Here is a 24,737-nt window from a genome sequence, read left to right as displayed (position 1 = left end):
ACGACAGGGCGCGCTAAGTCGGGCGCGATGCTCGCGCGCCTCGTCCTCACCGATTTCCGCAACCACGCGGCGCTGACGCTCGCGCCCGGGCCGGGCTTCGTGGTGCTGACCGGCGCCAACGGGGCAGGTAAGACCAACATCCTCGAGGCGGTGTCGCTGTTCGCCCCCGGCCGCGGGCTGCGCCGCGCCTCGCTCGGCGACATGGCGCGCGCCGACGGGCCGGGCGGGTTCGGGGTCGCCGCGGCGATCGCCGATGAGGTCGAGATCGCCACCGGCGCGCTGGCGAGCGCGCCCGAGCGCCGGATCGTCCGCATCCAGGGCGCGGCCGCGACCGCCAACACGCTGGCCGACTGGCTGACGATCCTCTGGCTCACCCCGGCGATGGACCGGCTGTTCGTCGAACCCGCAGGCGAGCGCCGCCGCTTCCTCGATCGCCTCACCCTCGCGCTCCACCCCGCGCATGCGCATCATGCCGCGCGCTACGAGGCCGCGATGCGCGCGCGCACCCGCCTGCTCACCGACGACGCACCCGCCGACCCGGACTGGCTCGCGGCGCTCGAGACGCAGATGGCGGAGCACGGCGCCGCGCTCGCGGCGGCGCGCGACGAGACGGTGACATTGCTCGCGGCCCGGCTCGCCGACCGCGCCGACGCCGATTTCCCTAGCGCCGGGCTCGCGCTCGAAGGGTGGGTGGAGACCGACCTCGCCGAGGCGCTCCGCCGCAATCGCGCGCGCGATGCGGCGGCGGGGCGCGCGCTGGTCGGCCCGCACCGGGTCGATCTCGTCGTCACCCATCTCGACAAGGCCCGCGCCGCCGCGCTCGCCTCGACCGGCGAGCAGAAGGCGCTGCTGCTCGGCATCGTCCTCGCGCATGCCGAACTCGTCGCCGACCGCACCGGCCGCCGCCCGATCCTGCTGCTCGACGAAGTCGCCGCGCATCTCGACCCCGATCGCCGCGCCGCGCTGTTCGATCGTCTGGCGGGGCTTGGCCAGGTCTGGATGACCGGCGCGGAAGAGGCGTTGTTCGCCGCCATCGGCGCCGAGAAGGTCCATATCGCGCTCGGCTGACCGATCGCCCGCCGTCGCCCGTCCCGCCCCGCTCGCGAGCCATTTCGCTTCCGTTTCGGGGGCGTCGTGCCTATATGCTGGGCATGGCAACCAACCCCGCTTCAAACCCCAATATGGGCGATTACGGCGCCGATTCGATCAAGGTCCTGAAGGGCCTCGACGCGGTCCGCAAGCGCCCCGGCATGTATATCGGCGACACCGACGACGGCTCCGGCCTCCACCACATGGTGTTCGAGGTGTCGGACAATGCGATCGACGAGGCGCTGGCGGGGCATTGCGACCGGATCGACATCGTCCTCAACCCCGACGGCTCGGTATCGGTCACCGACAATGGCCGCGGCATCCCGACCGGCATCCACACCGAGGAAGGCGTGTCGGCGGCCGAGGTCATCATGACCCAGCTCCATGCCGGCGGGAAGTTCGAGAACACCTCGGACGACAATGCCTACAAGGTGTCGGGCGGGCTCCATGGCGTCGGCGTTTCGGTGGTCAATGCGCTCAGCGAATGGCTCGACCTGACGATCTGGCGCGATGGCCAGGAACACTACATGCGCTTCGCGTTCGGCGACGCGGTCGCACCGCTGAAGGTCGTCGGTCCGGCGACCGAGGGGCAGAAGGGCACCCGCGTCACCTTCTTCCCGTCGCCCGCGACCTTCAAGATCACCGAATTTGATTTCGATAAGCTCGAGCACCGCTATCGTGAGCTTGCCTTCCTCAATTCGGGCGTCCGGCTGTTCCTCACCGACGGACGGCACGAGGAATTGAAGACCGTCGAGCTCTATTACGAGGGCGGGATCGCCGCGTTCGTCAAGTATCTCGATCGCGCCAAGACTTCGCTGATGCCCGAGCCGATCGCGATTTCCGGCACCCGCGACGACGTCACCATCGACGTCGCGCTGGAATGGAACGACAGCTATTACGAGAACGTCCTCGCCTTCACCAACAACATCCCGCAGCGCGACGGCGGCACCCATCTCGCGGCGTTCCGCGCGGCGCTGACCCGCACCCTCAACAACTATGCCGACAAGTCGGGCATGTTGAAGAAGGAGAAGGTCACCCTCACCGGCGACGACATGCGCGAGGGGCTGACCGCAATCGTCTCGGTCAAGCTACCCGATCCGAAGTTCAGCTCGCAGACCAAGGACAAGCTGGTCTCGTCGGAAGTCCGCCAGCCGCTCGAAAGCCTGATGGCGGACAAGCTCGCCGAATGGCTTGAGGAGAATCCAGCGCACGGCAAGGCGATCGTCGGCAAGATCATCGACGCCGCCGCCGCGCGCGAAGCCGCGAAGAAGGCGCGCGAGCTCACCCGGCGCAAGGGAGCGATGGACATCGCCTCGCTGCCCGGCAAGCTCGCCGACTGCCAAGAGCGCGACCCGACCAAGTGCGAATTGTTCCTGGTCGAGGGTGACTCGGCCGGCGGTTCGGCGAAGAGCGGGCGCGATCGCCACTTCCAGGCGATCCTCCCGTTGCGCGGCAAGATCCTCAACACCGAACGCGCGCGGTTCGACCGCATGATCTCCAGCCGCGAGATCGGCACGCTGATCCAGGCGATGGGCACCGGCATCGGCCGTGACGATTTCAACGCCGACAAGCTGCGCTACCACAAGATCGTCATCATGACCGACGCCGACGTCGACGGCGCACACATCCGCACGCTGCTGCTGACCTTCTTCTACCGCCAGATGCCCGAGCTGATCGAACGCGGTCACCTCTTCATCGCCCAGCCGCCGCTGTACAAGGCGACCAAGGGCCGGTCGGAAGTGTATCTGAAGGACGATGCCGCGCTCGACGAATATCTGGTCGAGGCGGGGGTTTCGATGATGGTGTTCGAGACGGTCGGCGGCACGCGCTCGGGCAAGGATCTGCGCACGCTGGTCGATCATGCTCGGCGGATGCGCTCGCTGATGCGCTACGTGCCCCGGCGCTACGATCCGGTGATCATCGAGGCGCTCGCGCTCGGCGGCGCGCTCGATCCCAACTTCACCCCCGCGCAGCGAGCCGATCGCGTCGCCGAGGTCACCCGCCGGCTCGATTACGGCGACGACGAGGCGGGCTGGTCCGCACGGCTGACCGAAGATGGCGGGATCCACTTCGAACGGCTGTGGCGCGGCGTCACCGATCACCACATCATCGAGGCGACGTTCCTCGGCTCGGCGGAGGCGCGCAAGCTCCACACCCTGTCCGCGGAGCAGGCCGACAGCTTCAATCAGGCCGGCAAGCTGGTCCGCGCGAGCGGCACGCCCCAGCCGAGCGAGGACGAGGAAGAAGTCGGCGACAACTCGACCGTGCCCGGCGGCGGCAACACCGCGACGCTCGCGCGCGGCGAAAGCCTGGTCGCGCGTCCCTCGCAACTGCTCGATGCGATCCTCGCGGCGGGACGCAAGGGCCTCGCGATCCAGCGCTACAAGGGATTGGGCGAGATGAACGCCGAGCAATTGTGGGAAACCACGCTCGATCCCTCGGTCCGCACCATGCTCCGCGTGACCACCGAGGACACGTCGGCGGCGGACATGATCTTCACCCAGCTTATGGGCGAAGTCGTCGAACCGCGGCGCGAGTTCATCCAGGACAACGCGCTGAACGTCGCCAATCTGGACGTTTAAGGAGGGGCGGGCCGCGCGCCCGCACCCTTGCATTGTTGGAGCCGCGCTGATCAAGCCGATCGGCAGCTGTTTCTCATCGTCGGTTTGATCACGTCACGGTAGCGGCACACCGCTTGCTTTTGCCACCCCGGCGAAGGCCGGGGCCCAGATAAGCAGGCTTCGGTGATGACGGGCAGCGCTCAGCACCTTCTATTCCCGACTGGGCCCCGGCCTACGCCAGGGTGGTGGTACGGAGGGGGGCGTTCCACGGCGCAACCGCCGGGATCCTGCGCACGCAGGAGCCCGGAGCAACGACCGCCGTTGCCCGTAACCCTAGGCTCCTGCGTTCGCAGGAACACAGTGGGTGTTTCCGGGGCACCGTATGTCACCACCCCGGCGAAGGCCGGGGCCCAGTTACGCGGGCTTCCGTGACGACGGGCAGCGCTCGTCACCTCAACCCCCGCCGGGCGCCGGCCTCCGCCGCGGCCGCTTAAAAAGTGTGGCAGCGGGGTCGCCTCTCACGCAGCGCGACCCACCCCTCGCACGCACGCGTGTGGGTGCGACTCTTGTGACTTTTGCCCGGCCCGGCTCAGGCCAGGCTCGCCCGCAGCGTCGCTCTCACCCCCGCCTCGCAGGGCTCGTATTCGACCACCGACTGCAGGCTCTGCGCCATCACCCGGATTAGCTTGGTGCCGAGGCCGGTGCCCTTCGGGGTCACGCCTGCGGGCATGCCGCAGCCGTCGTCTTCCACCGCGAGCAGAAATGCGCCGTCGCCGTCGCGTTCAAGCAGCACGCGGACGTCGCCATTGCCGTCGGGATAGGCGTATTTGCACGCGTTGGTGACCAGTTCGGTGACGATCACCCCGACCGACACCGCACGGTCGGTCGGCAGCCGCACCGCCTCCGCGGCGCAGCGCAGCGAATGGCCGCCGCTGTCGCCCGACAGCGTCGCGGCGAGTTCGGCAACCAGCGCGCCGAGATATTCACGCATGTCGACGCTCTCGACATCATTGGCCGAATAGAGCCGGCGATGAACCTGCGCGATCGCGCCGATCCGTCGCTGGGTGTCCTCCAGCGCCGCGCGCGCATTGGTGTCGGTCAGCGCGCTCGCCTGCAGCCCAATCATGGCCGACACCAGTTGCAGCGAATTGGCGACGCGGTGGTTTACCTCGCCGAGCAGCGCCTCGAGCCGCGCGTTGCTGCCGCGCAAATCGGCTTCCGCGGCGGCCTTGGCCTGTTCGAGCCGGGCGCGGGCGCGGACTTGTTCGAAGCTGGCGGCGAGCAGATCGAAGAAATCCTCGCCGACGGTCTTGACGACATAGTCGGCTGCGCCCGCCTTCAGCGCCGCGACCGCGATCCGGCCCTCTTCGGATCCGGTGACATACACCACCGGCGGCGTGTCGGGCAGCGCCTGCAACTGGCGCAGCGTCTCGATCCCGTCGATGCCGGGCATGTAGTGATCGACCGTGATCAGGTCGAACGCTTCGCGCTGCGCCAGTGCGACGCCCTCGACGCCACCCTCGGCGCAGGTCACGTGGAAGCCGCGCCGCATCAGTGCGCGCGACGCCAGCCGACGGATGCCGGGGTCGTCGTCGATATAGAGGACCCGGGTCTCGCTCACTGGTCCTCGATCTCGGGCACCTGGATCACCGACAGGAACAGCCCGAGCTGCCGGATCGCCTGGGCGAAGCTTTCGTAGTTCACCGGCTTGGTGATGTAGACGTTGCAGCCGAGATCGTAGCAACGCTGGATCTCGATCTTGTCGTCGGTGGTGGTCAGCACGACGACCGGGGTCCGCTTCAGCGGACTGCCCTCCGCCTTGATCCTAGTCAGGATGTCGGTGCCGCTCATGTCGGGGAGGTTGAGATCGAGCAGGATCAGCGCCGGGCCGTTGCGCGCGGGGCCGGTCGGATCCTCGAACAGGAACGACAGCGCGGTGTGGCCGTCGGTAAAATGCTTGATGTCGTTGAGGATACCGGCGCGGCGGATGTTCTTTTCGATCAGACGGGCATGGCCCTCGTCGTCCTCGATCATCACGATGCCGATCATCTGGTGCGCGTTCATGGCCGTTGTTCCTGGATCTGAAAGGTCTTGGGCAAGGTGAGCCGGAATGTCGATCCCTGACCCAATTCGGATTCGACGTCGATGGTGCCGCCGAGGCGATGGGCGAGGGCGCGGACATGCGCGAGGCCGATGCCCTCGCCGGGCTGGTCCTGCGCACCTGCCCGGCGGAACAGGTCGAAGATGCGCTGGTGGTCGCCCGGCGCGATGCCCCGCCCGTTGTCGGCGATCGCGATGGTGACGCGGCCGCGCGCCTCGCTGCCCGACACCGCAATCGTGCCGGCACGGTCGGGATGGCCGTACTTGGTCGCGTTTTCGATCAGGTTCGACAGGATCTGTTCCAGCGCGACACGATCGGTGACGATCGTCGGCAGCGGTCGCTCGATTGACAGCGTCACGCCGCGTTCGTCGATGACGTGGCGGATCGACGCGGCGATGCTGTCGACTACCGCCGCCGGATCGAGCTGTTCGGGCGCGATCGTCCGCCGCCCCTCGCGCGACAGCTTCAGGATCGCGTTGATCAGCCGGTCCATCTTCTGGGTGGACGCGCGGATGAAGCCGATCGCCTCGGGCAGGTCCTCGCGCACCGCGCCGCGGGCGTCGCTGGTCACGATGTCGGGCACGGTCGCCTCGGCGCGCTCGATCAGCTCGGTCAGCGGCGGGATCACCTCGGCCAGTTCCGCGGTGAAGCCCATCACGTTGACCAGCGGAGATCGCAGATCGTGGCTGACGATATAGGCGAAGCGCTGGATCTCCTCGTTGGCGCGCGAGAGATCGGCGGTCCGCTCGGCGACCTGCTCCTCCAGCGTGTCGGCGAAGTCGCGGAGCATGTCGCGCGATGCGGTCAGCGCCCGCGTGTTGTGCAGTACCACCAGCAGCGTCAGCACCACGACGAGCGCGAGCAGCACGGCGGCGATCCCTGACACGACGTAGAACCAGAAGGTGGCGCTGCGTTGCAGGTCGCTGCGCATGGCGAGCAGCCGGGTCTCCTCGTCCGCCATCGCCTTCAGCCGATAGCGGATCGCGCGGGTGAGGAGCACGCTGGTGTCGCTCGCAAATGCGGCGCGCGCGGCCTGAAGGTCCCCCGTAGCGGCCAGCGACACCGATGCCATCCGGGTTTTCTGGAAGGCACCGAGCAGTGGCAGGATGCGATTGACCCGGCGGATCTGATTGGCGTTGTCGCGGGTCAGCTGGCCGATCTCCGACAGCCCCGCGAACAGCGTGCGCGACGTCCGGCCATAGGCTTCTGCGAACACCGGGCCGGGCGCCAGCAGGTAACCCCGCCGCGCGGTCTCCGACTGCTCCAGCGCGACCTGCACATTGGAAATCGCCTGGCGCACGTCCTGGGTATGGACGACCGCCGCGGTATAGGCCTGGTTGCGCCCGTTGATCCACGCGATCGCGACCGCGGCGGCGATCAGCAGCAGCAGCGCAGTCGCCATGAATGCGACCAGCACGCGCCCGAACCGGCCTTCGGAAACCTTCAACCTGCCGACGACGCTGCCTACCATCCGCCTTCCCTTAGCCGAAGGCGCGGCATTTGCCAGCCGGCGCGAAAGACCGGATGCTAGAGCAGCAGTTCCTGCGGCGACGCCTTGCCGACATGCCCGCCGCCGCGGCGACGATCCATTTCGTGGTTGGCGGTGAAGCGGATGTCGGGGTCGCGATCGGTCAGGAACCCCATCAGCGTCTCATGGTCCAGCTCGCGCCATTCCTTGCCGCGATCGGGGCCGTAGCGTACCCGCGGGATCAGGCCGGGATCGCGCGACCATTCGATCAGTTGCGCAAGGCTCGCCTCGTTGAGCAGGTCGCGCAGGTGGAACGCGGTGACATAGGCGTCGGGAAAGGCGCGGTGCACCGGCAGCCCGCGTTCATGCTCCAGCCCCTCGGGCTTGCGCCAATAGCGCAGCACCTGGTTGGAAAAGCTCGGCGAATCCGGCCACATCCGCAGCGCGCACTTCCAGGTGCAGATCCATTCGGCGCCATGGGTCAGCGCCGAGGTGCAATATTGCTGCTCGAAATCGGCCCGGTGCGCGGCTAGCGCGAGCCGGCGCGGATAGGGATCGAGTACGCGCCGCGCGACGTCGTGCCACCACGGCGCGTCGGCGACCTGTTCGTCGAGAATATGATGCACCGCCTGCGTCACCGGTGGGATCGAGCGGCCGGGATTGACGAGGATGCTGCCGCCCTCGCCATACAATTCCCAGCGCCCGCCGGCGCCGAGTGCGACGTCCTGCCAGCCGATCTCGCACACCCCGTGCGCGGGCGGCGCGCTACCGGTAGTCTCGAGGTCGATGACGCGGACGATCTGGGGCTGGGGCGGGGGCATGATCGCTAGATGGTTGTTTCGACACGGTTTCGCCAGCCCGGTACGCCGGAAGCGCGGTGCCGGGTCAGAACGATCCGTCCCGATCGACGTCCAGCTCGCGAACGCCGCGACGCTGCCTGGCCCGGTCGACCAGCTTGCGCAGGCCCTCGCGCCGTTCGCGGGCGGCGGGCACGTCGCGCAGCAGGAACTCCTTGTCGCCGGTGGTGCGGTCGGACGAGGTGATCGTGATCGTGCCGATATCGGTGATCTGGTTGATCAGCGAGAACACCACGCGGACGTCCTTGATCCGGTACAGCTCGATCTCGTCGATCGACTTCATCAACAGCCCGCTACGGATGATCAGCCGCTGGTCGGTGATGACATAGGCCGACGACATGTTGCGCAGCCACCGGACCAGGATGATGACCAGCCCGACCCCGACCGCGCTCAGCAGCAGCGTGCCCCAGCCCGCGAGACTGCCGAACACCCAGCGCGCGGTGCTCGACCGGAAGCTGTCGACCTCGCGCTCGGCCGGAAGGTTCGTCGTCATCGCGTCGGTCTACTCCCCGCATCCGCCTTCAGCAACAAATCGCGCGCGGCGTTGACGCGGTGCGCGAGCTCGGCCGATCCGCCGCGATCGGGGTGGACCTGTGCCGCCAGCCGGCGATGCGCGACGCGGATCGCATCGGCGTCCGCATCGGCGCCGATGCCGAGCACCGCGCGCGCTTCGGCAAGGTCGGTCATCGGCCGGCGCGAGGTCGATTTGCGGAGCAGCAGCCAGACGCCCCAGATGATCGCCGCCGCGACGAGCCACTTCATCATGCGACCACCCTCATGCGACCAACCTCATGCAAAGAGCGGCGGTGCGGGCTCGGGCAGTTGCAGCGCCGCCATCATCTCGCGCAGTTCCTGGCGTGCGGCGACATGCGCCAGCCCCATCGCCCCGAACTCCTTGGAATCGATCATCGTCAGGCCCGCCGGGAACAGCTCGCGGTAGATCACGCGCTCACCGAGGCCGGGGATGATCCGGAAGCCCACGCGCTTGGCGAGCTGCCCCAGTGCGTCCGACACCCGGCGCATGTTGCGTGCCTCGATATGCTGGAGCCGGTTGCGCAGCACCACCCAGTCGATCTGGGTGCCGTCGGCGCGCGCGCGCTGCTTGCGGGCATCCCAGATCAGCTCGGAATAGAAGCTCGGCCGGGTCACCTGGTATGTCTCTGCATCGACCTGGCCGATCAGGTCGAAATCGACGAAGCTGTCGTTCATCGGCGTAACCAGCGTGTTCGATAGCGCCGCCGCGGTGCGCGCGAACGGATCGTCGCGCCCCGGGGTGTCGACGACCAGGTAATCCGCGCCGTCCGACAGCCGCGCCCACAGCTCCTCGAACACTGCCTCGTTGGTGCCGTCATGGGTGGCGTGGACCGGCATCGGCAGGTCGCTGCCGGTGCGCTTGGCAGTGGCGGCGCGGTTGTCCAAATAGCGGCCGACGGTGCGCTGGCGATGATCGAGATCGAGGCACGCGACGCGGGCGCCACGGGCGGCGAGCGCGATCGCGACGTGCACCGCGGTGGTCGACTTGCCGGTGCCGCCCTTCTCGTTGGCGAAGGCGATGACGTGAGGCCCTGCGGGCACGGCGTATTCCTTGTTGATCGGGTGTCGGACCCTCCATAGAAGCCGCGCGCTGATTGTTCGAGGGGGTTTGAAGGTGCAGACGATTGGTGATCTCCGGCGCCTGCGCGATGTGATCGCGCAGTGGCGTGCCGCGGGGCAGGCGGTGGCGCTGGTGCCGACGATGGGCGCGCTGCACGCCGGGCATGTCGCGCTGATCGACGCGGCCAAGCGCCCGGGGACCAGGGTCGTGGCGTCGATCTTCGTCAATCCCAGGCAGTTCGGCCCGAGCGAGGATCTCGGCCGCTATCCACGACGCGAGGCGAGCGACGCGCGGATGCTGACCGCGGCGGGCTGCGACCTGCTCTGGATGCCGTCGGTGGAGACGATGTACCCCGCGGGGTTCGCGACCAACGTCTCGGTCGCCGGGGTGTCGGACGGCTTCGACGGTGCGGCGCGACCGGGACATTTCGATGGCGTCGCCACCGTGGTGACCAAGCTGTTCAACCAGGTCAGCCCCGATCTCGCCTATTTCGGTGAAAAGGACTTCCAGCAGCTCGCGGTGATCCGGCGGCTGGTCGCCGACCTCGATCTGGCGGTCGAGATCGTCGGGGTGCCGACCCAGCGCGACGACGACGGGCTCGCGCTGTCGTCGCGCAACATCTATCTCGACGAGGTCCAGCGGGCGAGCGCGGTGGCGCTGCCGCGCGCGCTGGGCATCGCCGCCCGCTCGATCGCGCGCGGCGATGCGCCCGACGACGCGCTGGCCGAGGCGCGCGAGACGCTGATCGCGGCGGGGTTCGAGATCGACTATGTCGCGCTCGCCGATGCCGAGACACTGGCGCCCGATCCGGCCCCCGATCGCCCCCGCCGGCTGCTCGCCGCGGCGCGAATGGGGACCACCCGATTGATCGACAACGTGCCGATCGAACAGGGTTAAACGCATTAACCATTTGGATAGGCGAATCGGTTCAGAACACCCTCGAAGCAAGCGGGGTGAGTTCAATGGGCAGCAGCTACAAGAGTGCGCAATTTCTGATCGAGAGCCGGATGGCGGACGCCGCCGCCGGCGACATGGACGCGCTGTACGATCTCGGCGTCAGCTATTCGACCGGCACCTCGGGCGTTCAGATCGACCTGATCGAAGCGCATAAGTGGTTCAACCTCGCCGCGGTGTCCGGGCTCGAAGAAGCGCAGGCGTGCCGCGCCGAAGTCGCCGAGGACATGACCGCGCGCGAGATCGCGACCGCCCAGGCCGCCGCGCGCGCATGGCTCGGCATGACCCAGCGCCGCGCCGCCTGATCTAGCCGGTCACCGCCAGCTGCTGGAGCATGAACGCCTGCCATTCGGCGTTCTGGCGAAAGCGTTCGAACCGCCCCGATTTGCCGCCATGCCCCGCCTCCATGTTGACGCGGAACAGCAGCGGGTTGCGATCGGTCTTCATCTCGCGAAGCTTGGCGACCCATTTCGCGGGCTCGTAATATTGCACTTGGCTGTCCCATAGCCCGGTGCCGACATAGAGCGCCGGATAAGCCTTCGCCGCGACGTTGTCGTAGGGCGAGTAGCTCAGCATGTAATCGTAGAAGCGCTTCTGCGCCGGATTGCCCCATTCGTCATATTCGAAGGTGGTGAGCGGGATCGACGCGTCGAGCATCGTCGTGACGACGTCGACGAACGGCACCTGCGCCACGATCAGCTTATAATCCGCCGGCGCCATGTTCGCGACCGCGCCCATCAGCAACCCGCCGGCGCTGCCGCCCATCGCCGCGACCCGATCCTTCGCCGCATATTTCTGTGCGACGAGATAGCGGGTGACGTCGATGAAATCGGTGAAGCTGTTCTTCTTGTTGAGCAGATGGCCGTCGTCGTACCAGCCGCGGCCCATCTCCTGCCCGCCGCGGATATGCGCCAGCGCATAGACCATGCCGCGATCGAGCAAGCCGATCTGGCCGGGATCGACCCGCGGGTCCATCGACAGGCCGTAGCTGCCATAGGCATATTGCAGCATCGCCGCGGTGCCGTCGCGCTTGAAGCCCTTCTTGTAGACGATCGACACCGGGATTCGCGTACCGTCGCGGGCCGGCACCCAGACCCGCTCGGTCACGTAAGCGGCGGGGTCGTAGCCCGGCACCGGCGCGACCTTCAGCACGCGGCGCTCGCCCGTGGTGGCGTTGACCTCGTAGGTCGTCGTCGGGGTCACCAGCGACCCGTAGGTGTAGCGCACCCACGGCGTCGCGGGCTCTTCGTTGATGTCGAGCGCCATGCGATAGGCGGGTTCGTCGGCCTTCACCGGGATCGACTTGCCGGCGTCGGTCAACAGCCGGATCATGCGGTTGCCGCCCTCGCGCTGGTCGATCGCGACATAGCCGTCGAACGGCTTGAAGCTTTCGATGAACACGGTGTCGCTGGCGGGGGTCAGGTCGCGCCACGCCGCGGGGCCCTTGGCCAGATCGGCGTCGGCGACGGTCACCAGCTTGTAGTTCTTCGCGGCCTTGTTGGTGCGGACGATCCAGCGCGTGCCGATATGGTCGGCGCTGTAGCGGAACTCGCGTTGCCGCGGCGCGACGACGGTGAAGGCGGTGGGTGTCGCCACCGGCGCGCAGCGTTGTTCGTCGCTGACCGTCGTCTGAACGCCGATGCAGACGAACCTGTCGTCGGCGGTGCGCGCGATGCCCATCGAGAAGGTGTCGTCCTTCTCCTCGTAGAGTAGCGTGTCGGTCGCGGCCGGCGTGCCGAGCACGTGCGCCTTCGCCCGGTAGCCGCGCAGCGTCACCGAATCCTTCTCGACGTACAGGATCGTTTTGCTGTCGCCCGCCCAGACGATGTTGGGTTCGATGTTGGTGACGGTATCGGCGAGCATCCGGCCGGTGGCGAGGTCCTTCACCTTCAGCACGTACTGGCGGCGACCGACCACGTCCTCCGCCCAGGCGACTAGGCGGTTGTCGGGGCTGACCGACCAGTCGCTGAGCGCGAAGAAGCTGTGGCCCTGCGCCATCGCGGGCTGGTCGAAGATCGTCTCGGCAGGCGCGGTCTGCACGCCCTTGCGGCGCTCGACGATCGGATAGTTGCCGCCGACCTGGAAGCGCGATCGATACCAATAGCCGTTCTTGCGATACGGCACCGAGCCGTCGTCCTGCTTGATCCGCGCGACGGTCTCTTCGTAGAGCTTGGCCTGCAGCGGCTTCAGCGCGGCGAGCTGCGCATCGGCATAGGCGTTCTCGGCGGCGAGATAGCCGAGCATCTCGGGGTTCTTCCGGGTGTCGTCGCGCAACCAGTAGTAATCGTCCTCGCGGGTGCCGTTGGGCGAAGTGACCTCGAACGGCTTCTTGGCGACGCGGGGCGGCTGCGGAGAGGGTGCCGTCTGCGCGGTGGCGCCGGTGGCCACGATCAGGGCGACGGAAATCGAGAGACCAAAACGCTTGGTGATCGCCATGCTGCTTCCCCTTGTTCTTGGATCGATCGTAGCCGGAGGTTTGTGTCGCGTCAGTGAGTTTCTCGATCCTCCCTCGCTTCAGCGGGGGAGGTGGCTGGCGCAGCCTGACGGAGGGGGCCTCTCCACAAAGGCTGCCGCTTGGGCGAGGCGCCCTCCACCACTCGCTTCGCGAGCGGTCCCCCTCCCCCGCTGAAGCGAGGGAGGATCTAAGCCTCCTTCACGCCTTCTTCTTCGCCGCCACCTTCTTGGCCGGCGCCTTCTTCTTCGCGGGCGCCTTCTTCTTGCCCTTCGCGGGCGCCGCGGCGGCGCGGGCGTCGATCAGCTGGGCGGCTTCCTCCAGCGTCAGCGCGTCCTTCTCGATCGACTTGGGGAGCGTCGCGTTGGTGGTGCCGTCGGTGACATAGGCGCCGTAGCGACCTTCCATCAGCTTGATCTCGGCTTCGCTGCGCGGATGCAGCCCGAGTATTTTCAGCGGTGCCTGCGCGCCGCGTTGCGGGCGTCCGCCGCCGGCCGCGGCCTCGGCGAGCTTCACCACCGCGGCGTTCATGCCCGTCTCGAACACGTCGGACGTCGAGGTCAGCCGCGCATATTTGCCGGCATGCGCCAGATAGGGCCCATATCGCCCGATCGACGCGGTGATCGGCTCGCCCGATTCGGGGTGGGTGCCGATCGTGCGCGGCAGGCTCAGCAGCTTCAGCGCCCATTCGAGATCGAGCTCGGGGATGTCCTTCGGGATCGAGGCGCGCTTAGCGTCCTTGCCCTCGCCGAGCTGGATATAGGGCCCGAACCGCCCCGATTTGCGCTCGACCTCCAGCCCGGTCTCGGGATCCTTGCCGAGCCCTTCGGGGCCGGTGTCCTCGCCCTCGCCACCCGGCTGGGCGAAGCGGCGGGTGTATTTGCACTCCGGATAGTTGGAGCAGGCGATGAACGCGCCGAACTTGCCGCCGCGCAGCGCGAGCTTGCCCTCGCCGCAATTCGGGCAGAGTCGCGGATCGGAACCGTCCGCCTTGTCGGGGAACAGATAGTCGGCGAGAAACAGGTCGAGCGCGGCGGTCACCTCGCTCGGCTTCTGCTCCATCACCTCGGCGGTGCGTGGTTTGAAGTCGCGCCAGAACGCCTCGAGCACCGCCTGCCACTGCGCGCGGCCGCCCGAAACGTCGTCGAGCTCCTCTTCGAGCTCCGCGGTGTAATCGAACCCGACATAGCGTTCGAAGAAGCGTTCGAGGAACGCGGTGACGAGGCGTCCGCTCTCCTCCGCGAAGAAGCGGTTCTTCTCGACCCGGACGTACATCCGGTCCTTCAGCGTCTTGATGATCGACGCATAGGTGGAGGGGCGGCCGATGCCGAGTTCCTCCATCCGCTTGACTAGCGATGCCTCGGAAAAGCGCGGCGGCGGCTGGGTGAAATGCTGTTCGGCATCGACGCCCTTCTTGGCCGGGGCATCGCCCTCGCGCATGCGCGGGAGGCGGCGGGCGTCTTCATCCTGATTATCGTCGCTGCCCTCTTCGTACAGCGCGAGATAGCCGGGGAAGAGCACGACCTGGCCGGTGGCACGCAGCACGTTGCGTCCGGTGCCGTCGGCGAGCTCGACCGTGGTCCGCTCCATCCGCGCCGACGCCATCTGGCTGGCGAGCGCGCGCTTCCAGATCAGGTCGTAGAGGCGCGCATGGTCGCCGCCGCCGACGCGGTCCTTGGCGAAATCGGTCGGGCGGATCGCCTCATGCGCTTCCTGCGCGTTCTTCGCCTTGGCGGTATACTGGCGCGGCTTGTCGGGCACGTAGGACGCGTCGTAGCGGTTGGCGATCGCCAGCCGCGCGGCGGAGATCGCGGAGCCGTCCATCTGCACGCCGTCGGTGCGCATATAGGTGATCGCGCCGTCCTCGTAGAGGCCCTGCGCGATCCGCATCGTGTGATCGGCGGAGAAGCCGAGCTTGCGCGACGCCTCCTGCTGCAACGTCGAGGTGGTGAACGGGGCGGGTGGGTTGCGCCCGGCGGGCTTGGTGTCGACGGTCTGGACCGAGAAGCGGCCCTCGGCGACCGCCTGCTTCGCCTTCAGCGCATCGCCCTCGTTGCCGATCGACAGCCGGTCGAGCTTCTTGCCGTCCCATTGCACCAGCCGCGCGACGAACGGCGTGCCGTCATGCTCCATCGCCGCGGTGACCGACCAATATTCCTGGGCACGGAATGCCTCAATCTCGCGCTCGCGCTGGACGATCAGGCGCAGCGCGACCGACTGGACGCGTCCCGCCGATTTCGCGCCGGGCAGCTTGCGCCACAGCACCGGCGACAGCGTGAAGCCGACCAGGTAATCGAGCGCGCGGCGGGCACGATAAGCGTCGATCAAGTCGGTATCGAGCTCGCGCGGGTGCTGCATCGCGTGCAGCACCGCGGGCTTGGTGATCGCGTTGAAGGTGACACGCTCGACCTCCTTGGGCAATGCCTTGCGGGCGCGCAGCACCTCCTGGACATGCCAGCTGATCGCCTCGCCCTCGCGGTCCGGATCGGTGGCGAGGATCAGGCGGTCGGCCTTCTTCGCTTCGTCCGCGATCGCCTTCAGCTGCTTGGACTTGTCCGCATAATTTTCCCATTCCATCGCGAAATCGGCGTCGGGATCGACCGATCCGTCGCGGGCGGGCAGATCGCGGACATGGCCGTAGCTGGCGAGGACGCGAAAGTCCGAGCCGAGATATTTCTCGATGGTTTTCGCCTTGGCCGGCGATTCGACGATGACAAGCTGCATGGGGTTCGAAGCGTCCTTACGTGTACGCGCGAGGATGACGAGGCTCCGGCGGCGTCGTCAAGCGGGGGGTCAAGAGAGGCCAAAGGTCACAAGAGTCACACCCTATGCGCGGGCGCGAATGGAAAGACGGTGCAGTGTATAAATCGAACGGGCGGGGATTGCCGTCCTCGATGCACCGAACACGCGCTGTAGGACACCGGGCAATGCGCTAGGCGCAGAGCATTGGGTCATGCGAGGCTGACGCGCCCGCCCGCTTGCCGCTCAAGCCGCCCGGCGAGTTCGAGCTCCAGCAACACCGTCTGCACCGCGGCCGGCGAGCAGCCCGACTGCCGTACCAGTTCGTCGATCGCGACCGGCACCGACCCGAGCAGCGCGGTAACGACGCCGCGCTCCCGATCGCTGGCGTCGGCGGGGGGCGGCGCGGCGAAGCGGTCGGCGGGGGAGCGGACCGCGCGGGCGTCGATCGGGCGGATCTGGTCGAGGATGTCGGCCGCCGACTGGACCAGCGTCGCGCCGTCGCGGATCAGCAAATTGCCTCCCTGCGCGCGCGGATCGATCGGGCTCCCCGGCACCGCCATCACCTCGCGCCCCATCTCGCCCGCGAGCCGCGCGGTGATCAGCGAGCCCGATCGTGGCACCGCCTCCACCACCACGGTGCCGAGCGACAGGCCGGCGATGATCCGGTTGCGGTACGGGAAGTGCCGCGCGTGCGGCTCGGTGCCGGGCGGCTGTTCGGCGACGAGCAGGCCGCGCTCGGCAATGCTCTCCTGCAGCGCGGCGTTCTCGGGCGGGTAGGCGATGTCGATGCCGCCCGCGATCACCCCGATCGTGGCGGGCATCGCACCGACATGCGCGGCGGTGTCGATCCCGCGCGCGAGCCCCGACACCACCGTCGCGTCGGGGGCGAGGTCGTGGCCGAGCTGGCGCGCGAACCGGCAGGCGGCGGCGGAGGCGTTGCGCGCGCCGACCAGTGCGACGCAGGCACGGCCGAGCAGCGCGCGATCGCCGCGGACGATCAGGGCGGGCGGCGCGTTCTCGATCTCGGCGAGCAGCGGCGGATAGTCGGCGTCATCGATGAACAGATAGCGCGCGCCGAGCCGTGCGACCGTCGCTTGCTCGCGTTCGATCTGCGCGGCATCGGGCGTGCGCGGCGCTGCGCCGCCACCGCGCCGCGCGAGCATCGGCAGCGCTTCGATCGCGGCGTCGGCGGTGCCGAAGCGGGCGATCAGCTGGCGGTAGGTGACCGGGCCGATGCCCGACGTGCGCAGGAGGCGGAGCCGCGGCGTGGCGGCGTCAGCCATCCTTGCGGCCGATGCGGGGTTCGTCGCCCGCCAGCAGCCGTTCGATGTTCTCGCCGTGCTTCCACAGCACGATGATCGCGAGCACCAGCAACAGCATGACGAGATCGAACCGCCCGAACAGCGCCGCCCCGACCGGTGCGCTGATCGCCGCCGCCATCCCCGCCACCGACGAGATCCTGAGCAGCGCGAGCAGGCCCAGCCACACCAGCGCGTAGAGCAGCCCGATCGGCCAGTGCAGCGCCAGCACGATCCCCATCAGCGTCGCGACGCCCTTGCCGCCGCGAAACCCGAGCCACACCGGATAGCAATGGCCGACGAACGCGCCGATCGCGGCGAGCGGCGCCTGCCCGGGGAACAGCCGCTGCGCGATCAGCACCGCCGCCGCGCCCTTGGCGAGATCGAGCAGCAGCGTCGCCGCCGCCAACCCCTTGCGCCCGGTGCGCAGCACGTTGGTCGCGCCGATATTGCCCGATCCGACCTGGCGCAGGTCGCCCGCGCCGAACGCACGGGTCAGGATCACCCCGAACGGGATCGATCCCAGCAGATAGCCGAGCAGCAGCGCCAGACTGGGCGCTACCCAGGTGATTTCGGTCTGCACGGCACCCCCTTGTCGCGCCCCTACATATCGGGGTCGTGACGCTTCGCCAACAACCTCGGTCAGCTTGGCGCAGCGCCTTGCGCCGGATAAGGGCCCCGTGATGTCCGACGCGCCGATCCTGTTCTTCGATTCGGGCGTCGGCGGGCTGTCGATCGTTGCCCCGGCGCGCGCGCTGCTGCCGACCGCGCGCTTCGTCTATGCCGCGGATGCGGCCGGCTTTCCCTACGGCACCAAGAGCGAGGCGGAGATCGCGGCGCGGGTGCCGGCGCTGCTCGGGCGGCTCGCGGAGCGCTATCGCCCGCGGCTGATCGTGATCGCGTGCAACACCGCCTCGACGATCGCGCTGCCCGCGGTGCGCGCCGCGCTCGACCTGCCGATCGTCGGGACCGTGCCCGCGGTCAAGCGCGCGGCCGAGCTCAGCGTGACCCGGACGATCGGTGTCCTCGGCACCGACGCGACGGTGCGGCAGGCCTATGTCGCGGATCTCGCCGCGCGCTTCGCCGCCGACTGCACCGTGCTGCGGCACGGATCGGCGGCGCTGGTCGAGCTCGCCGAGGCCAAGCTGCGCGGTGCGGCTGCCGATCCCGCGGCATATCGCGCGGTGCTCGCAGGGTTGTTCGATCAGCCCGGTGGCGATTCGATCGACGTCGTCGTCAACGCCTGTACGCATTTCCCGCTGGTCGCCGACGAACTCGCGGCGGCTGCGCCGCGTGCGGTGCGCTTCGTCGATGGCGGTGCGGGGATCGCGCGGCGCATCGCGGCACTGACCGAGGGGCAGGACTGGCCAGACCGTGCCGCATCCGGCACCGCGGTCTTCACGCGACTCGGTGCGGCGGAACGCGCACTCGCGCCGGCGCTGGCGGCTTATGGGTTCGATGCGATTGAAGGCTTGTAAGGTCGATCGCGGTGACCCAGCAAATGCGCTGGAATTTATAACCTCTCGGGCGTAAACGCGCGTGCCATGAGCTTGGATCGTACCGACACCGGCGCGCGCGTCGATTATTCGCGGGTGTTCACCCAGGCGATCGATCGCCTGCACAGCGAGGGGCGCTACCGCGTCTTCATCGACATCCTGCGCAACAAGGGTGCCTTTCCCAACGCGCGCTGCTTCGCCGGGCATAACGGCCCCAAGCCGATCACGGTCTGGTGCTCGAACGACTATCTCGCGATGGGTCAGCATCCGGCGGTGATCGCGGCGATGGAAGAGGCGCTGCACGACGTCGGCGCCGGCTCCGGCGGCACCCGCAACATCGGCGGCAACACGCATTATCACGTCGATCTCGAGCATGAACTCGCGGACCTGCACGGCAAGGAAGCCGCGCTGCTGTTCACCAGCGGGTACGTGTCGAACGAGGCGACGCTGTCGACCATCGCCAAGCTGCTGCCCGGCTGCGTGATCTTCTCGGACGAGCTGAATCACGCATCGATGATCGCGGGGATCCGCCAGTCGGGCTGCGAGAAGCGGCTGTTCCGCCACAACGACCTCGCTCATCTCGAGGAGCTGCTGGCGGCCGAGGACCCGACGCTGCCGAAGCTCATCGCATTCGAGAGCGTCTATTCGATGGAAGGCGACGTAGCGCCGATCGCGGCGATCTGCGATCTCGCCGACCGGTACAACGCGCTGACCTATCTGGACGAGGTCCATGCGGTCGGCATGTACGGCCCGCGCGGCGGCGGCATCTCCGAGCGCGACTCGGTCGCCGATCGCATCACGATCATCGAGGGTACGCTCGGCAAGGCGTTCGGGGTGATGGGCGGCTACATCGCCGCGGATCAGACCATCGTCGACGTGATCCGCAGCTACGCGCCGGGCTTCATCTTCACCACCAGCCTGTCGCCGGTGCTGGTCGCGGGCGTGCTCGCCAGCGTCCGCCACCTGAAGGCGTCGAGTGTCGAGCGCGAGGGGCAGCAGGCGTCCGCGGCGATGCTGAAGGCGATGCTGCACGACGCCGGGTTGCCGGTGATAATGGGCGATACCCACATCGTGCCGGTGATGGTCGGCGATCCGGTAAAGGCCAAGAAGATCAGCGACGTGCTGCTCGCCGAATACGGCGTCTACGTCCAGCCGATCAACTACCCGACGGTACCGCGCGGCACCGAGCGGCTGCGCTTCACCCCCGGCCCCGCGCATACGCCGGCGATGATGCGCGAGCTCACCGACGCGCTGGTCGAGATCTGGAGCCGCCTGGAACTGCGCAAGGCCGCCTGACGACAGGCGTCGTCAGGGCACCATGAAGCCCGCAACGATCGTCAGCCCGCCCAACCCGACCGACAGTGGCACCCGCAGCCGCAGCCAGTCGGCGGGCGCGTCGCCGCTACGGGCGAGGTGACGGTCGACGATAAGCGTCATCAGCAGCGCGACGCCGGTGCCGATCAGCAGCAGCCCGAACCGGCCGGTGATCGTGGCCATCGCCAGCAGCCCCATCGCGACCAGGCTCGGCACCACCGCCAGCGCGGCGAGCGACGCCTGGCTCTCGCGCCGACGCACCGCGAAGCCCCACCAGATGCCGCCGAGGAAGCTCAGGATGATCAGCGGATAGGCGACCGCCACCGGCAGCGCGAGATCGCTGCGGCCAAGCGCGATCATCGTCACCGCAGCGAATTGTGGCGCGAGACCCGCAAAGCCCAGCAGCATCGCGGCCTGCGATACCCGCGGCCGATCGTCGACGGGCTCGGTCGTCACGAGACGGTGATCGTCGCCCCGGTGCCCGGAACCGCGAGCGGCTCGCCAAATCGCACCGTGGTAATCAGCGCGTAATCGCCATCGACCGGCTCGCGGTAGACATGCACCACCGCACGGTCGCCATCGACCACCCAATATTCGGGGATCGCCGCCGCCGCGTAACGGACGCGTTTCAGGCCCTTGTCGCGAGCGAGCGACGTCTGCGCGACCTCGACGATCAGCGCGAGGTCGTCGGGCACCAGGAGCCGCTGACCCTCGACCGGATGCCGGAGCAGCGCGGCGTCGCACCCGAGCACGGTGTTATCACTGACATCGACCCCGACATCGCCGCGGACGAGCGCTTCTCCGACGATCATGGCTAGGCGGATGATCACCAGCGTCTGGCGGCGCGAATGATCGTTCAGCGGACGGTTCATGCGCTCGAGTTCTCCGTCGACCAGCTCGATCTTCATGTCGTCGAAGGCACCCGACTCGCCCATCCGGAGATATTCGGCGGTCGTGAACGCGGCCTTGGTCGAGGTGTCGGCAAGCTGGAAGGGCTTGTTCATGGCATCAACCTCTAAGCGACGCACCGCAGGGGCGCGACTCGTGGTATATACCTAACGTAGGAGGGCGCGCCATGTTGCTCCCGAGGCAGTGATGTTCGAGACCTGCTTGTGCTCCCGCGAAGGCGGGAGCCCACTACTGGATCCCCGCCTTCGCGGGGATACGAGAAGGTTCAAAACCCTACCGGCGCTCTTTGCGGCGACGCTTGAAGGGAAGACCTCGGCTACACGCTCGACAGCGCGCCCTTCGCGACGACCGGCCCGGTAGGCAGCCCGGTCGGCGATCCGCCGAGCGGCTCGACCGAGATCGCCAGCACCGCACCCGCGGCAAGCCGCGCGCGGTTGGCGGCGGGCACCGTCAACGCGGTCGCTGCACGGGTCAGCAGGCCGAGCGAATGCGGAACGCCGTCGGCGCCGATCACCCACAATTGCGCGACCCGATCGGCATCGATGGCGGGCGACGCCGCCACCCGCAACGCACCGCGCGCCGGATCGTAGAAGGAGGCGATCGGCGTCTTCTCGTAATCGAGCGACGCGACCAGCACCGGGCCGGAACGCTCTATCGGGGCGGGGGCGGGGGTGAAGACCACCGGCGCGGGTTCGGGACGCAGCGCGATCACCACCAGCAGGCAGGCGGCGAGCGCCGAACTGGCGATCGCGAGCAGCGGCCAAGGCAGGCGCGATGGGCGGCGATCGGTGCCGGGGCCACCGAGCGTCGCATCGATCCGCTCGATCAGGTCCTCCGGTGCCTCGACACCCGGCCACAGATCGAACAGCTGCGCGAAGTGGAGCCGCCACGTCTCGACGTCACGCGCGAAGGCGGGCTCCGCGAGCATCCGCCGCAGCGCGACCGCCCGTTCCTCGCCGTCCAGCAGCCCGAGCGCGAGCTCGGCCGCCATCAGGTCTTCGGTTTCGTCGAACTCAGCCGGCATCGAGACAATCCTTCAGCCGGCCGAGGCCGCGGCGCACCCAGCTCTTCATCGTCCCGAGCGGCACGCTGCTTCGCTCGGCGAGCTCGGCATAGGTGACTCCGTCGAAGAAGGCGGTGCGGATGGCGCTACGCTGGCGGACCTCGAGTTCGTCGAGGCAATGATGGAGGCGGTGCGCGGTCTCGCCGGTGAGCATCGCCGATTCGGCGTCGGGCGCATCGTCGGCGATGTCGGGCGCGTCCTCGATCGGGCTGGCGCGGCGCACCGTCTGCGCGCGGCGCCAGTCGATCGCCCGGTTGCGCGCGATGGTCGCGAGCCAGGTGATCGGGCTGGCGCGACCGGGCTCCCAGGCGCCGGCGCGCTTCCAGATCGTGATGTAGACGTCGTGGAGCACATCCTCTGCGGCCTGCCTTTCGCCACAGATACGCAGGCAGATGCCGAAAAGCTTCGCACTGGTCAGCGTATAGAGATCGCGAAACGCCGCGCGATCCTCGGATCCGGTCCGGATCAGGATTTCGGCGAGGCGCGCCCGGGCATTGTCGGCGTCCGAGAGCGTTGTCGTCATGGTCGCGACCCTAGCGGGTGATTCACGCGCGGCAATAGCCCTCGCCCGGCTTTACCGTCAGGCAGCGATCCTTTTCCGCGAGATATTTCAATCCCGTCGCGGCGCCGTCGGTCGGGCGAAGCATTTCCGTGGTGCCGTTGCGGGTGAAGCCGATCGCGCCGTCGCGGGCAACGCCGGCGAAGCTGCCGCGGTGATCGAGGTCCCATTGCATCGTCAGCGCATAGCGGCCCGGTGTGGTGGTCGCCGCGACGTCGAGGAACATGCCCTCGACCCCGATCCAGCGACCGACCAGCGGATCGGCGGCGGTGGGCGCGGCCTGCGGCTGCGTCGCGGCGGCGGTGGGTGCGGGCGACGGTGAGGGCGCGCGGTCGCAGCCGGCCACGGCCAGGGCGAGCAACAAGGAGGGCATCGGCGATCGGGGCTTGGACATCGCCCGAGTTTCCCGCCCCCGGCGCGCACGGTCAACAAGATTTCCTATGACCGGCCCGCGCCATCGGGTGTGGCAATCGGCGGCACTCCCGCGTAGAGGGCGCGCATCCGTTTTCGCTGCCGACAGGGACGCCGCCGATGCGCATCGCCATCGCCTCCGATCACGCCGCCGTTTCGCTCAAGTCGCTGCTCGTGCCGTGGCTGCGCGACGCCGGCCACGACGTACTCGATCTGGGCACCGACGGCACCGCGAGCGTCGACTATCCGGATTACGGCTATGCGATCGCCGATGCGCTGGCGGACGGCCGCGCCGATCGGGGCATCGCGCTCTGCGGCTCGGGGATCGGCATCGCGATCGCCGCCAACCGCAACCCCGCCTGCCGCTGCGCGCAGGTGTCGGAGCCGCTCTCCGCGCGCTATGCCCGCACCCACAACGACGCCAACGCGATCGCGCTCGGCGCACGGATGATCGGCGAGGAGATGGCGAGGGCCTGTATCGAGGCATTCCTGTCCAACGAATTCGAGGGCGGCCGTCATGCCGCCCGTGTCGACAAGCTTTCCGCAAAGGAGCCCGTATGAGCACCCAGCCCCGCGACCTGCACGACGTCCAGCCGGACGGTTTCTTCACCCGCGGCCTCGCCGACGCCGATGCCGCGATCTTCGCCGGCATCGCGCACGAACTCGAGCGCGAACGCACCCAGATCGAGCTGATCGCGAGCGAGAACATCGTCTCGCGCGCGGTGCTCGAGGCGCAGGGGTCGGTGTTCACCAACAAATATGCGGAAGGCTATCCGGGCAAGCGCTACTATCAGGGCTGCGCACCCTCGGACGAGGTCGAACAGCTCGCGATCGATCGCGCCAAACAGCTGTTCGGCTGCGGCTTCGTCAACGTCCAGCCGCATTCGGGCGCGCAGGCGAACGGCGCGGTGATGCTGGCGCTGGTCAAGCCCGGCGAGACGATCCTCGGCATGAGCCTCGACGCCGGTGGTCACCTGACGCACGGCGCGCGCGCGGCGATGTCGGGCAAATGGTTCAACGCGGTCCAGTACGGCGTCGATCCGGTTACCCACCTGATCGATTACGACCAGGTGGAGGCATTGGCGGTCGAGCATCGGCCCAAGCTGATCATCGCGGGCGGCTCGGCCTATCCGCGGACGATCGACTTCGCCCGCTTCCGCGCGATCGCGGACAAGATCGGCGCCTATTTCATGGTCGACATGGCGCATTTCGCGGGGATCGTCGCGGCGGGGCTGCACCCGACCCCGTTCGGCCACGCGCATGTGGTGACGACGACGACCCACAAGACGCTGCGCGGCCCGCGCGGCGGCATGATCATGACCGACGACGAGGCGCTGGCGAAGAAGCTGAATTCCGCGGTGTTCCCCGGCCTGCAGGGCGGGCCGCTGATGCACGTGATCGCGGCGAAGGCGGTCGCGTTCGGCGAAGCGCTGCAGCCGGACTTCAAGAGCTATATCGCCGCGGTGGTCGAGAACGCCAAGGTGCTCGCGGCGACGCTGAAGGAGCGCGGCAGCAACCTCGTCGCGGGCGGCACCGACACGCATCTGGCGCTGGTCGATCTCACCCCGCTCGGCATTACCGGCAAGGATGCCGACGAGGCGCTGGAGCGCGCCGGGATCACCTGCAACAAGAACGGCATTCCCAACGATCCGCTGCCGCCGGTGAAGACCAGCGGCATCCGCGTCGGCAGCCCCGCGGGCACCACCCGCGGTTTCGGCCCCGCCGAGTTCCGCGAGATCGGCAACATGGTCGCCGACGTGCTCGATGGGCTGGCGGCGAAGGGCGAGCACGGGGACCCGCAGGTCGAGGCGAGCGTTCGGCAACGGGTGCGCGATCTGTGCGCGCGCTTCCCGATCTACGAAGGATGAT

General features: G+C 68.3%; 24 protein-coding genes. 8 read left to right on the top strand and 16 right to left on the bottom strand.

Features of this window, described 5'->3' with window-relative positions; all coding sequences use genetic code 11:
• Window positions 1-27 precede the first annotated feature (27 nt).
• Together recF and gyrB are read left to right on the top strand one after the other, a co-directional pair.
• Window positions 28-1,068 (top strand): DNA replication/repair protein RecF, encoded by a 1,041-nt coding sequence (recF, locus tag ACT009_RS10525; protein ID WP_445191042.1) that lies wholly within the window; start codon window positions 28-30, stop codon window positions 1,066-1,068.
• Window positions 1,069-1,151: 83 nt separating this feature from the next.
• A complete protein-coding gene (gyrB, locus tag ACT009_RS10520) occupies window positions 1,152-3,671 on the top strand; it encodes a DNA topoisomerase (ATP-hydrolyzing) subunit B (protein ID WP_445191041.1) in 2,520 nt (839 codons plus the stop codon).
• 568 nt (window positions 3,672-4,239) lie between these two features.
• Here the strand turns inward: gyrB and ACT009_RS10515 are convergent.
• From ACT009_RS10515 to ACT009_RS10485, 7 genes are all read right to left on the bottom strand, one after another.
• Window positions 4,240-5,271 (bottom strand): sensor histidine kinase, encoded by a 1,032-nt coding sequence (locus tag ACT009_RS10515; RefSeq protein ID WP_445191040.1) that lies wholly within the window; start codon window positions 5,269-5,271, stop codon window positions 4,240-4,242.
• Window positions 5,268-5,714 (bottom strand): response regulator, encoded by a 447-nt coding sequence (locus ACT009_RS10510; RefSeq protein WP_445191039.1) that lies wholly within the window; start codon window positions 5,712-5,714, stop codon window positions 5,268-5,270. Before ACT009_RS10510 ends, ACT009_RS10515 begins: the two co-directional genes overlap by 4 nt.
• Window positions 5,711-7,222 carry a sensor histidine kinase gene (locus ACT009_RS10505; protein WP_445191038.1) on the bottom strand — a complete coding sequence of 504 codons (1,512 nt, stop codon included), beginning with the start codon at window positions 7,220-7,222 and terminating at the stop codon, window positions 5,711-5,713. Before ACT009_RS10505 ends, ACT009_RS10510 begins: the two co-directional genes overlap by 4 nt.
• Before the next feature lie 56 nt (window positions 7,223-7,278).
• Window positions 7,279-8,040 carry an exonuclease domain-containing protein gene (locus tag ACT009_RS10500; RefSeq protein ID WP_445191037.1) on the bottom strand — a complete coding sequence of 254 codons (762 nt, stop codon included), beginning with the start codon at window positions 8,038-8,040 and terminating at the stop codon, window positions 7,279-7,281.
• A 64-nt stretch (window positions 8,041-8,104) separates the two neighbouring features.
• Window positions 8,105-8,569, bottom strand: coding sequence for a PH domain-containing protein (locus tag ACT009_RS10495; protein WP_445191036.1), 465 nt, complete (start codon window positions 8,567-8,569; stop codon window positions 8,105-8,107).
• Window positions 8,566-8,841 (bottom strand): DnaJ domain-containing protein, encoded by a 276-nt coding sequence (locus ACT009_RS10490; RefSeq protein WP_445191035.1) that lies wholly within the window; start codon window positions 8,839-8,841, stop codon window positions 8,566-8,568. Before ACT009_RS10490 ends, ACT009_RS10495 begins: the two co-directional genes overlap by 4 nt.
• Before the next feature lie 24 nt (window positions 8,842-8,865).
• Window positions 8,866-9,651 carry a division plane positioning ATPase MipZ gene (locus tag ACT009_RS10485; protein WP_445191034.1) on the bottom strand — a complete coding sequence of 262 codons (786 nt, stop codon included), beginning with the start codon at window positions 9,649-9,651 and terminating at the stop codon, window positions 8,866-8,868.
• A gap of 73 nt (window positions 9,652-9,724) precedes the next feature.
• Here ACT009_RS10485 and panC point away from each other — a divergent pair, with 73 nt between their 5' ends.
• Together panC and ACT009_RS10475 are read left to right on the top strand one after the other, a co-directional pair.
• On the top strand, window positions 9,725-10,567 hold the full coding sequence (gene panC / locus ACT009_RS10480) for a pantoate--beta-alanine ligase (RefSeq protein WP_445191033.1): 843 nt from the start codon (window positions 9,725-9,727) through the stop codon (window positions 10,565-10,567).
• A 65-nt stretch (window positions 10,568-10,632) separates the two neighbouring features.
• Window positions 10,633-10,929, top strand: coding sequence for a hypothetical protein (locus tag ACT009_RS10475; protein ID WP_445191032.1), 297 nt, complete (start codon window positions 10,633-10,635; stop codon window positions 10,927-10,929).
• 1 nt (window position 10,930) lies between these two features.
• Here ACT009_RS10475 and ACT009_RS10470 read toward each other — a convergent pair whose 3' ends face one another.
• The 4 genes from ACT009_RS10470 to plsY all read right to left on the bottom strand — a co-directional run bounded on the left by ACT009_RS10470 (window position 10,931) and on the right by plsY (window position 17,699).
• On the bottom strand, window positions 10,931-13,060 hold the full coding sequence (locus ACT009_RS10470; protein ID WP_445191031.1) for a S9 family peptidase: 2,130 nt from the start codon (window positions 13,058-13,060) through the stop codon (window positions 10,931-10,933).
• 217 nt (window positions 13,061-13,277) lie between these two features.
• Window positions 13,278-15,800: a type I DNA topoisomerase gene (gene topA / locus ACT009_RS10465; protein WP_445191030.1), complete on the bottom strand. Its 2,523-nt coding sequence runs from the start codon at window positions 15,798-15,800 to the stop codon at window positions 13,278-13,280.
• A 227-nt stretch (window positions 15,801-16,027) separates the two neighbouring features.
• Window positions 16,028-17,101: a DNA-processing protein DprA gene (dprA, locus tag ACT009_RS10460; protein WP_445191029.1), complete on the bottom strand. Its 1,074-nt coding sequence runs from the start codon at window positions 17,099-17,101 to the stop codon at window positions 16,028-16,030.
• Window positions 17,094-17,699, bottom strand: coding sequence for a glycerol-3-phosphate 1-O-acyltransferase PlsY (gene plsY / locus ACT009_RS10455; RefSeq protein ID WP_445191028.1), 606 nt, complete (start codon window positions 17,697-17,699; stop codon window positions 17,094-17,096). Before plsY ends, dprA begins: the two co-directional genes overlap by 8 nt.
• 100 nt (window positions 17,700-17,799) lie before the next feature.
• Here plsY and murI point away from each other — a divergent pair, with 100 nt between their 5' ends.
• Together murI and hemA are read left to right on the top strand one after the other, a co-directional pair.
• Window positions 17,800-18,594, top strand: a complete 795-nt coding sequence (gene murI / locus ACT009_RS10450) for a glutamate racemase (protein ID WP_445191027.1) — start codon at window positions 17,800-17,802, stop codon at window positions 18,592-18,594.
• A 66-nt stretch (window positions 18,595-18,660) separates the two neighbouring features.
• Window positions 18,661-19,908, top strand: a complete 1,248-nt coding sequence (hemA, locus tag ACT009_RS10445) for a 5-aminolevulinate synthase (RefSeq protein WP_445191026.1) — start codon at window positions 18,661-18,663, stop codon at window positions 19,906-19,908.
• A gap of 12 nt (window positions 19,909-19,920) precedes the next feature.
• On the opposite strand, the gene ACT009_RS10440 is transcribed toward hemA, so the two are convergent.
• From ACT009_RS10440 to ACT009_RS10420, 5 genes are all read right to left on the bottom strand, one after another.
• Window positions 19,921-20,382, bottom strand: a complete 462-nt coding sequence (locus ACT009_RS10440; protein WP_445191025.1) for a DUF3429 domain-containing protein — start codon at window positions 20,380-20,382, stop codon at window positions 19,921-19,923.
• On the bottom strand, window positions 20,379-20,930 hold the full coding sequence (locus ACT009_RS10435; protein WP_445191024.1) for a Uma2 family endonuclease: 552 nt from the start codon (window positions 20,928-20,930) through the stop codon (window positions 20,379-20,381). The genes ACT009_RS10440 and ACT009_RS10435 overlap by 4 nt, the downstream gene beginning before the upstream one ends.
• Window positions 20,931-21,151: 221 nt before the next feature.
• Window positions 21,152-21,859: an anti-sigma factor gene (locus ACT009_RS10430; RefSeq protein ID WP_445191023.1), complete on the bottom strand. Its 708-nt coding sequence runs from the start codon at window positions 21,857-21,859 to the stop codon at window positions 21,152-21,154.
• Entirely contained in the window at window positions 21,849-22,421 is a 573-nt protein-coding gene (locus ACT009_RS10425; protein WP_445191022.1) for a sigma-70 family RNA polymerase sigma factor, read from the bottom strand. The genes ACT009_RS10430 and ACT009_RS10425 overlap by 11 nt, the downstream gene beginning before the upstream one ends.
• A 22-nt stretch (window positions 22,422-22,443) precedes the next feature.
• Window positions 22,444-22,851 (bottom strand): hypothetical protein, encoded by a 408-nt coding sequence (locus tag ACT009_RS10420; protein WP_445191021.1) that lies wholly within the window; start codon window positions 22,849-22,851, stop codon window positions 22,444-22,446.
• Window positions 22,852-22,988: 137 nt separating this feature from the next.
• On the opposite strand from ACT009_RS10420, the gene rpiB reads away from it, so the two are divergent.
• Together rpiB and glyA are read left to right on the top strand one after the other, a co-directional pair.
• Complete coding sequence (gene rpiB, locus ACT009_RS10415) at window positions 22,989-23,429, top strand: ribose 5-phosphate isomerase B (RefSeq protein WP_445191020.1); 441 nt, start codon at window positions 22,989-22,991, stop codon at window positions 23,427-23,429.
• Window positions 23,426-24,736, top strand: a complete 1,311-nt coding sequence (glyA, locus tag ACT009_RS10410; protein WP_445191019.1) for a serine hydroxymethyltransferase — start codon at window positions 23,426-23,428, stop codon at window positions 24,734-24,736. Before rpiB ends, glyA begins: the two co-directional genes overlap by 4 nt.
• The last annotated feature ends 1 nt before the right edge of the window (window position 24,737 follow it).

It is taken from the genome of Sphingomonas sp. Tas61C01 (assembly GCF_052567495.1).
Note: the sequence above shows the minus strand (reverse complement) of the source record. Positions and strands in the feature narration are given on the sequence as shown.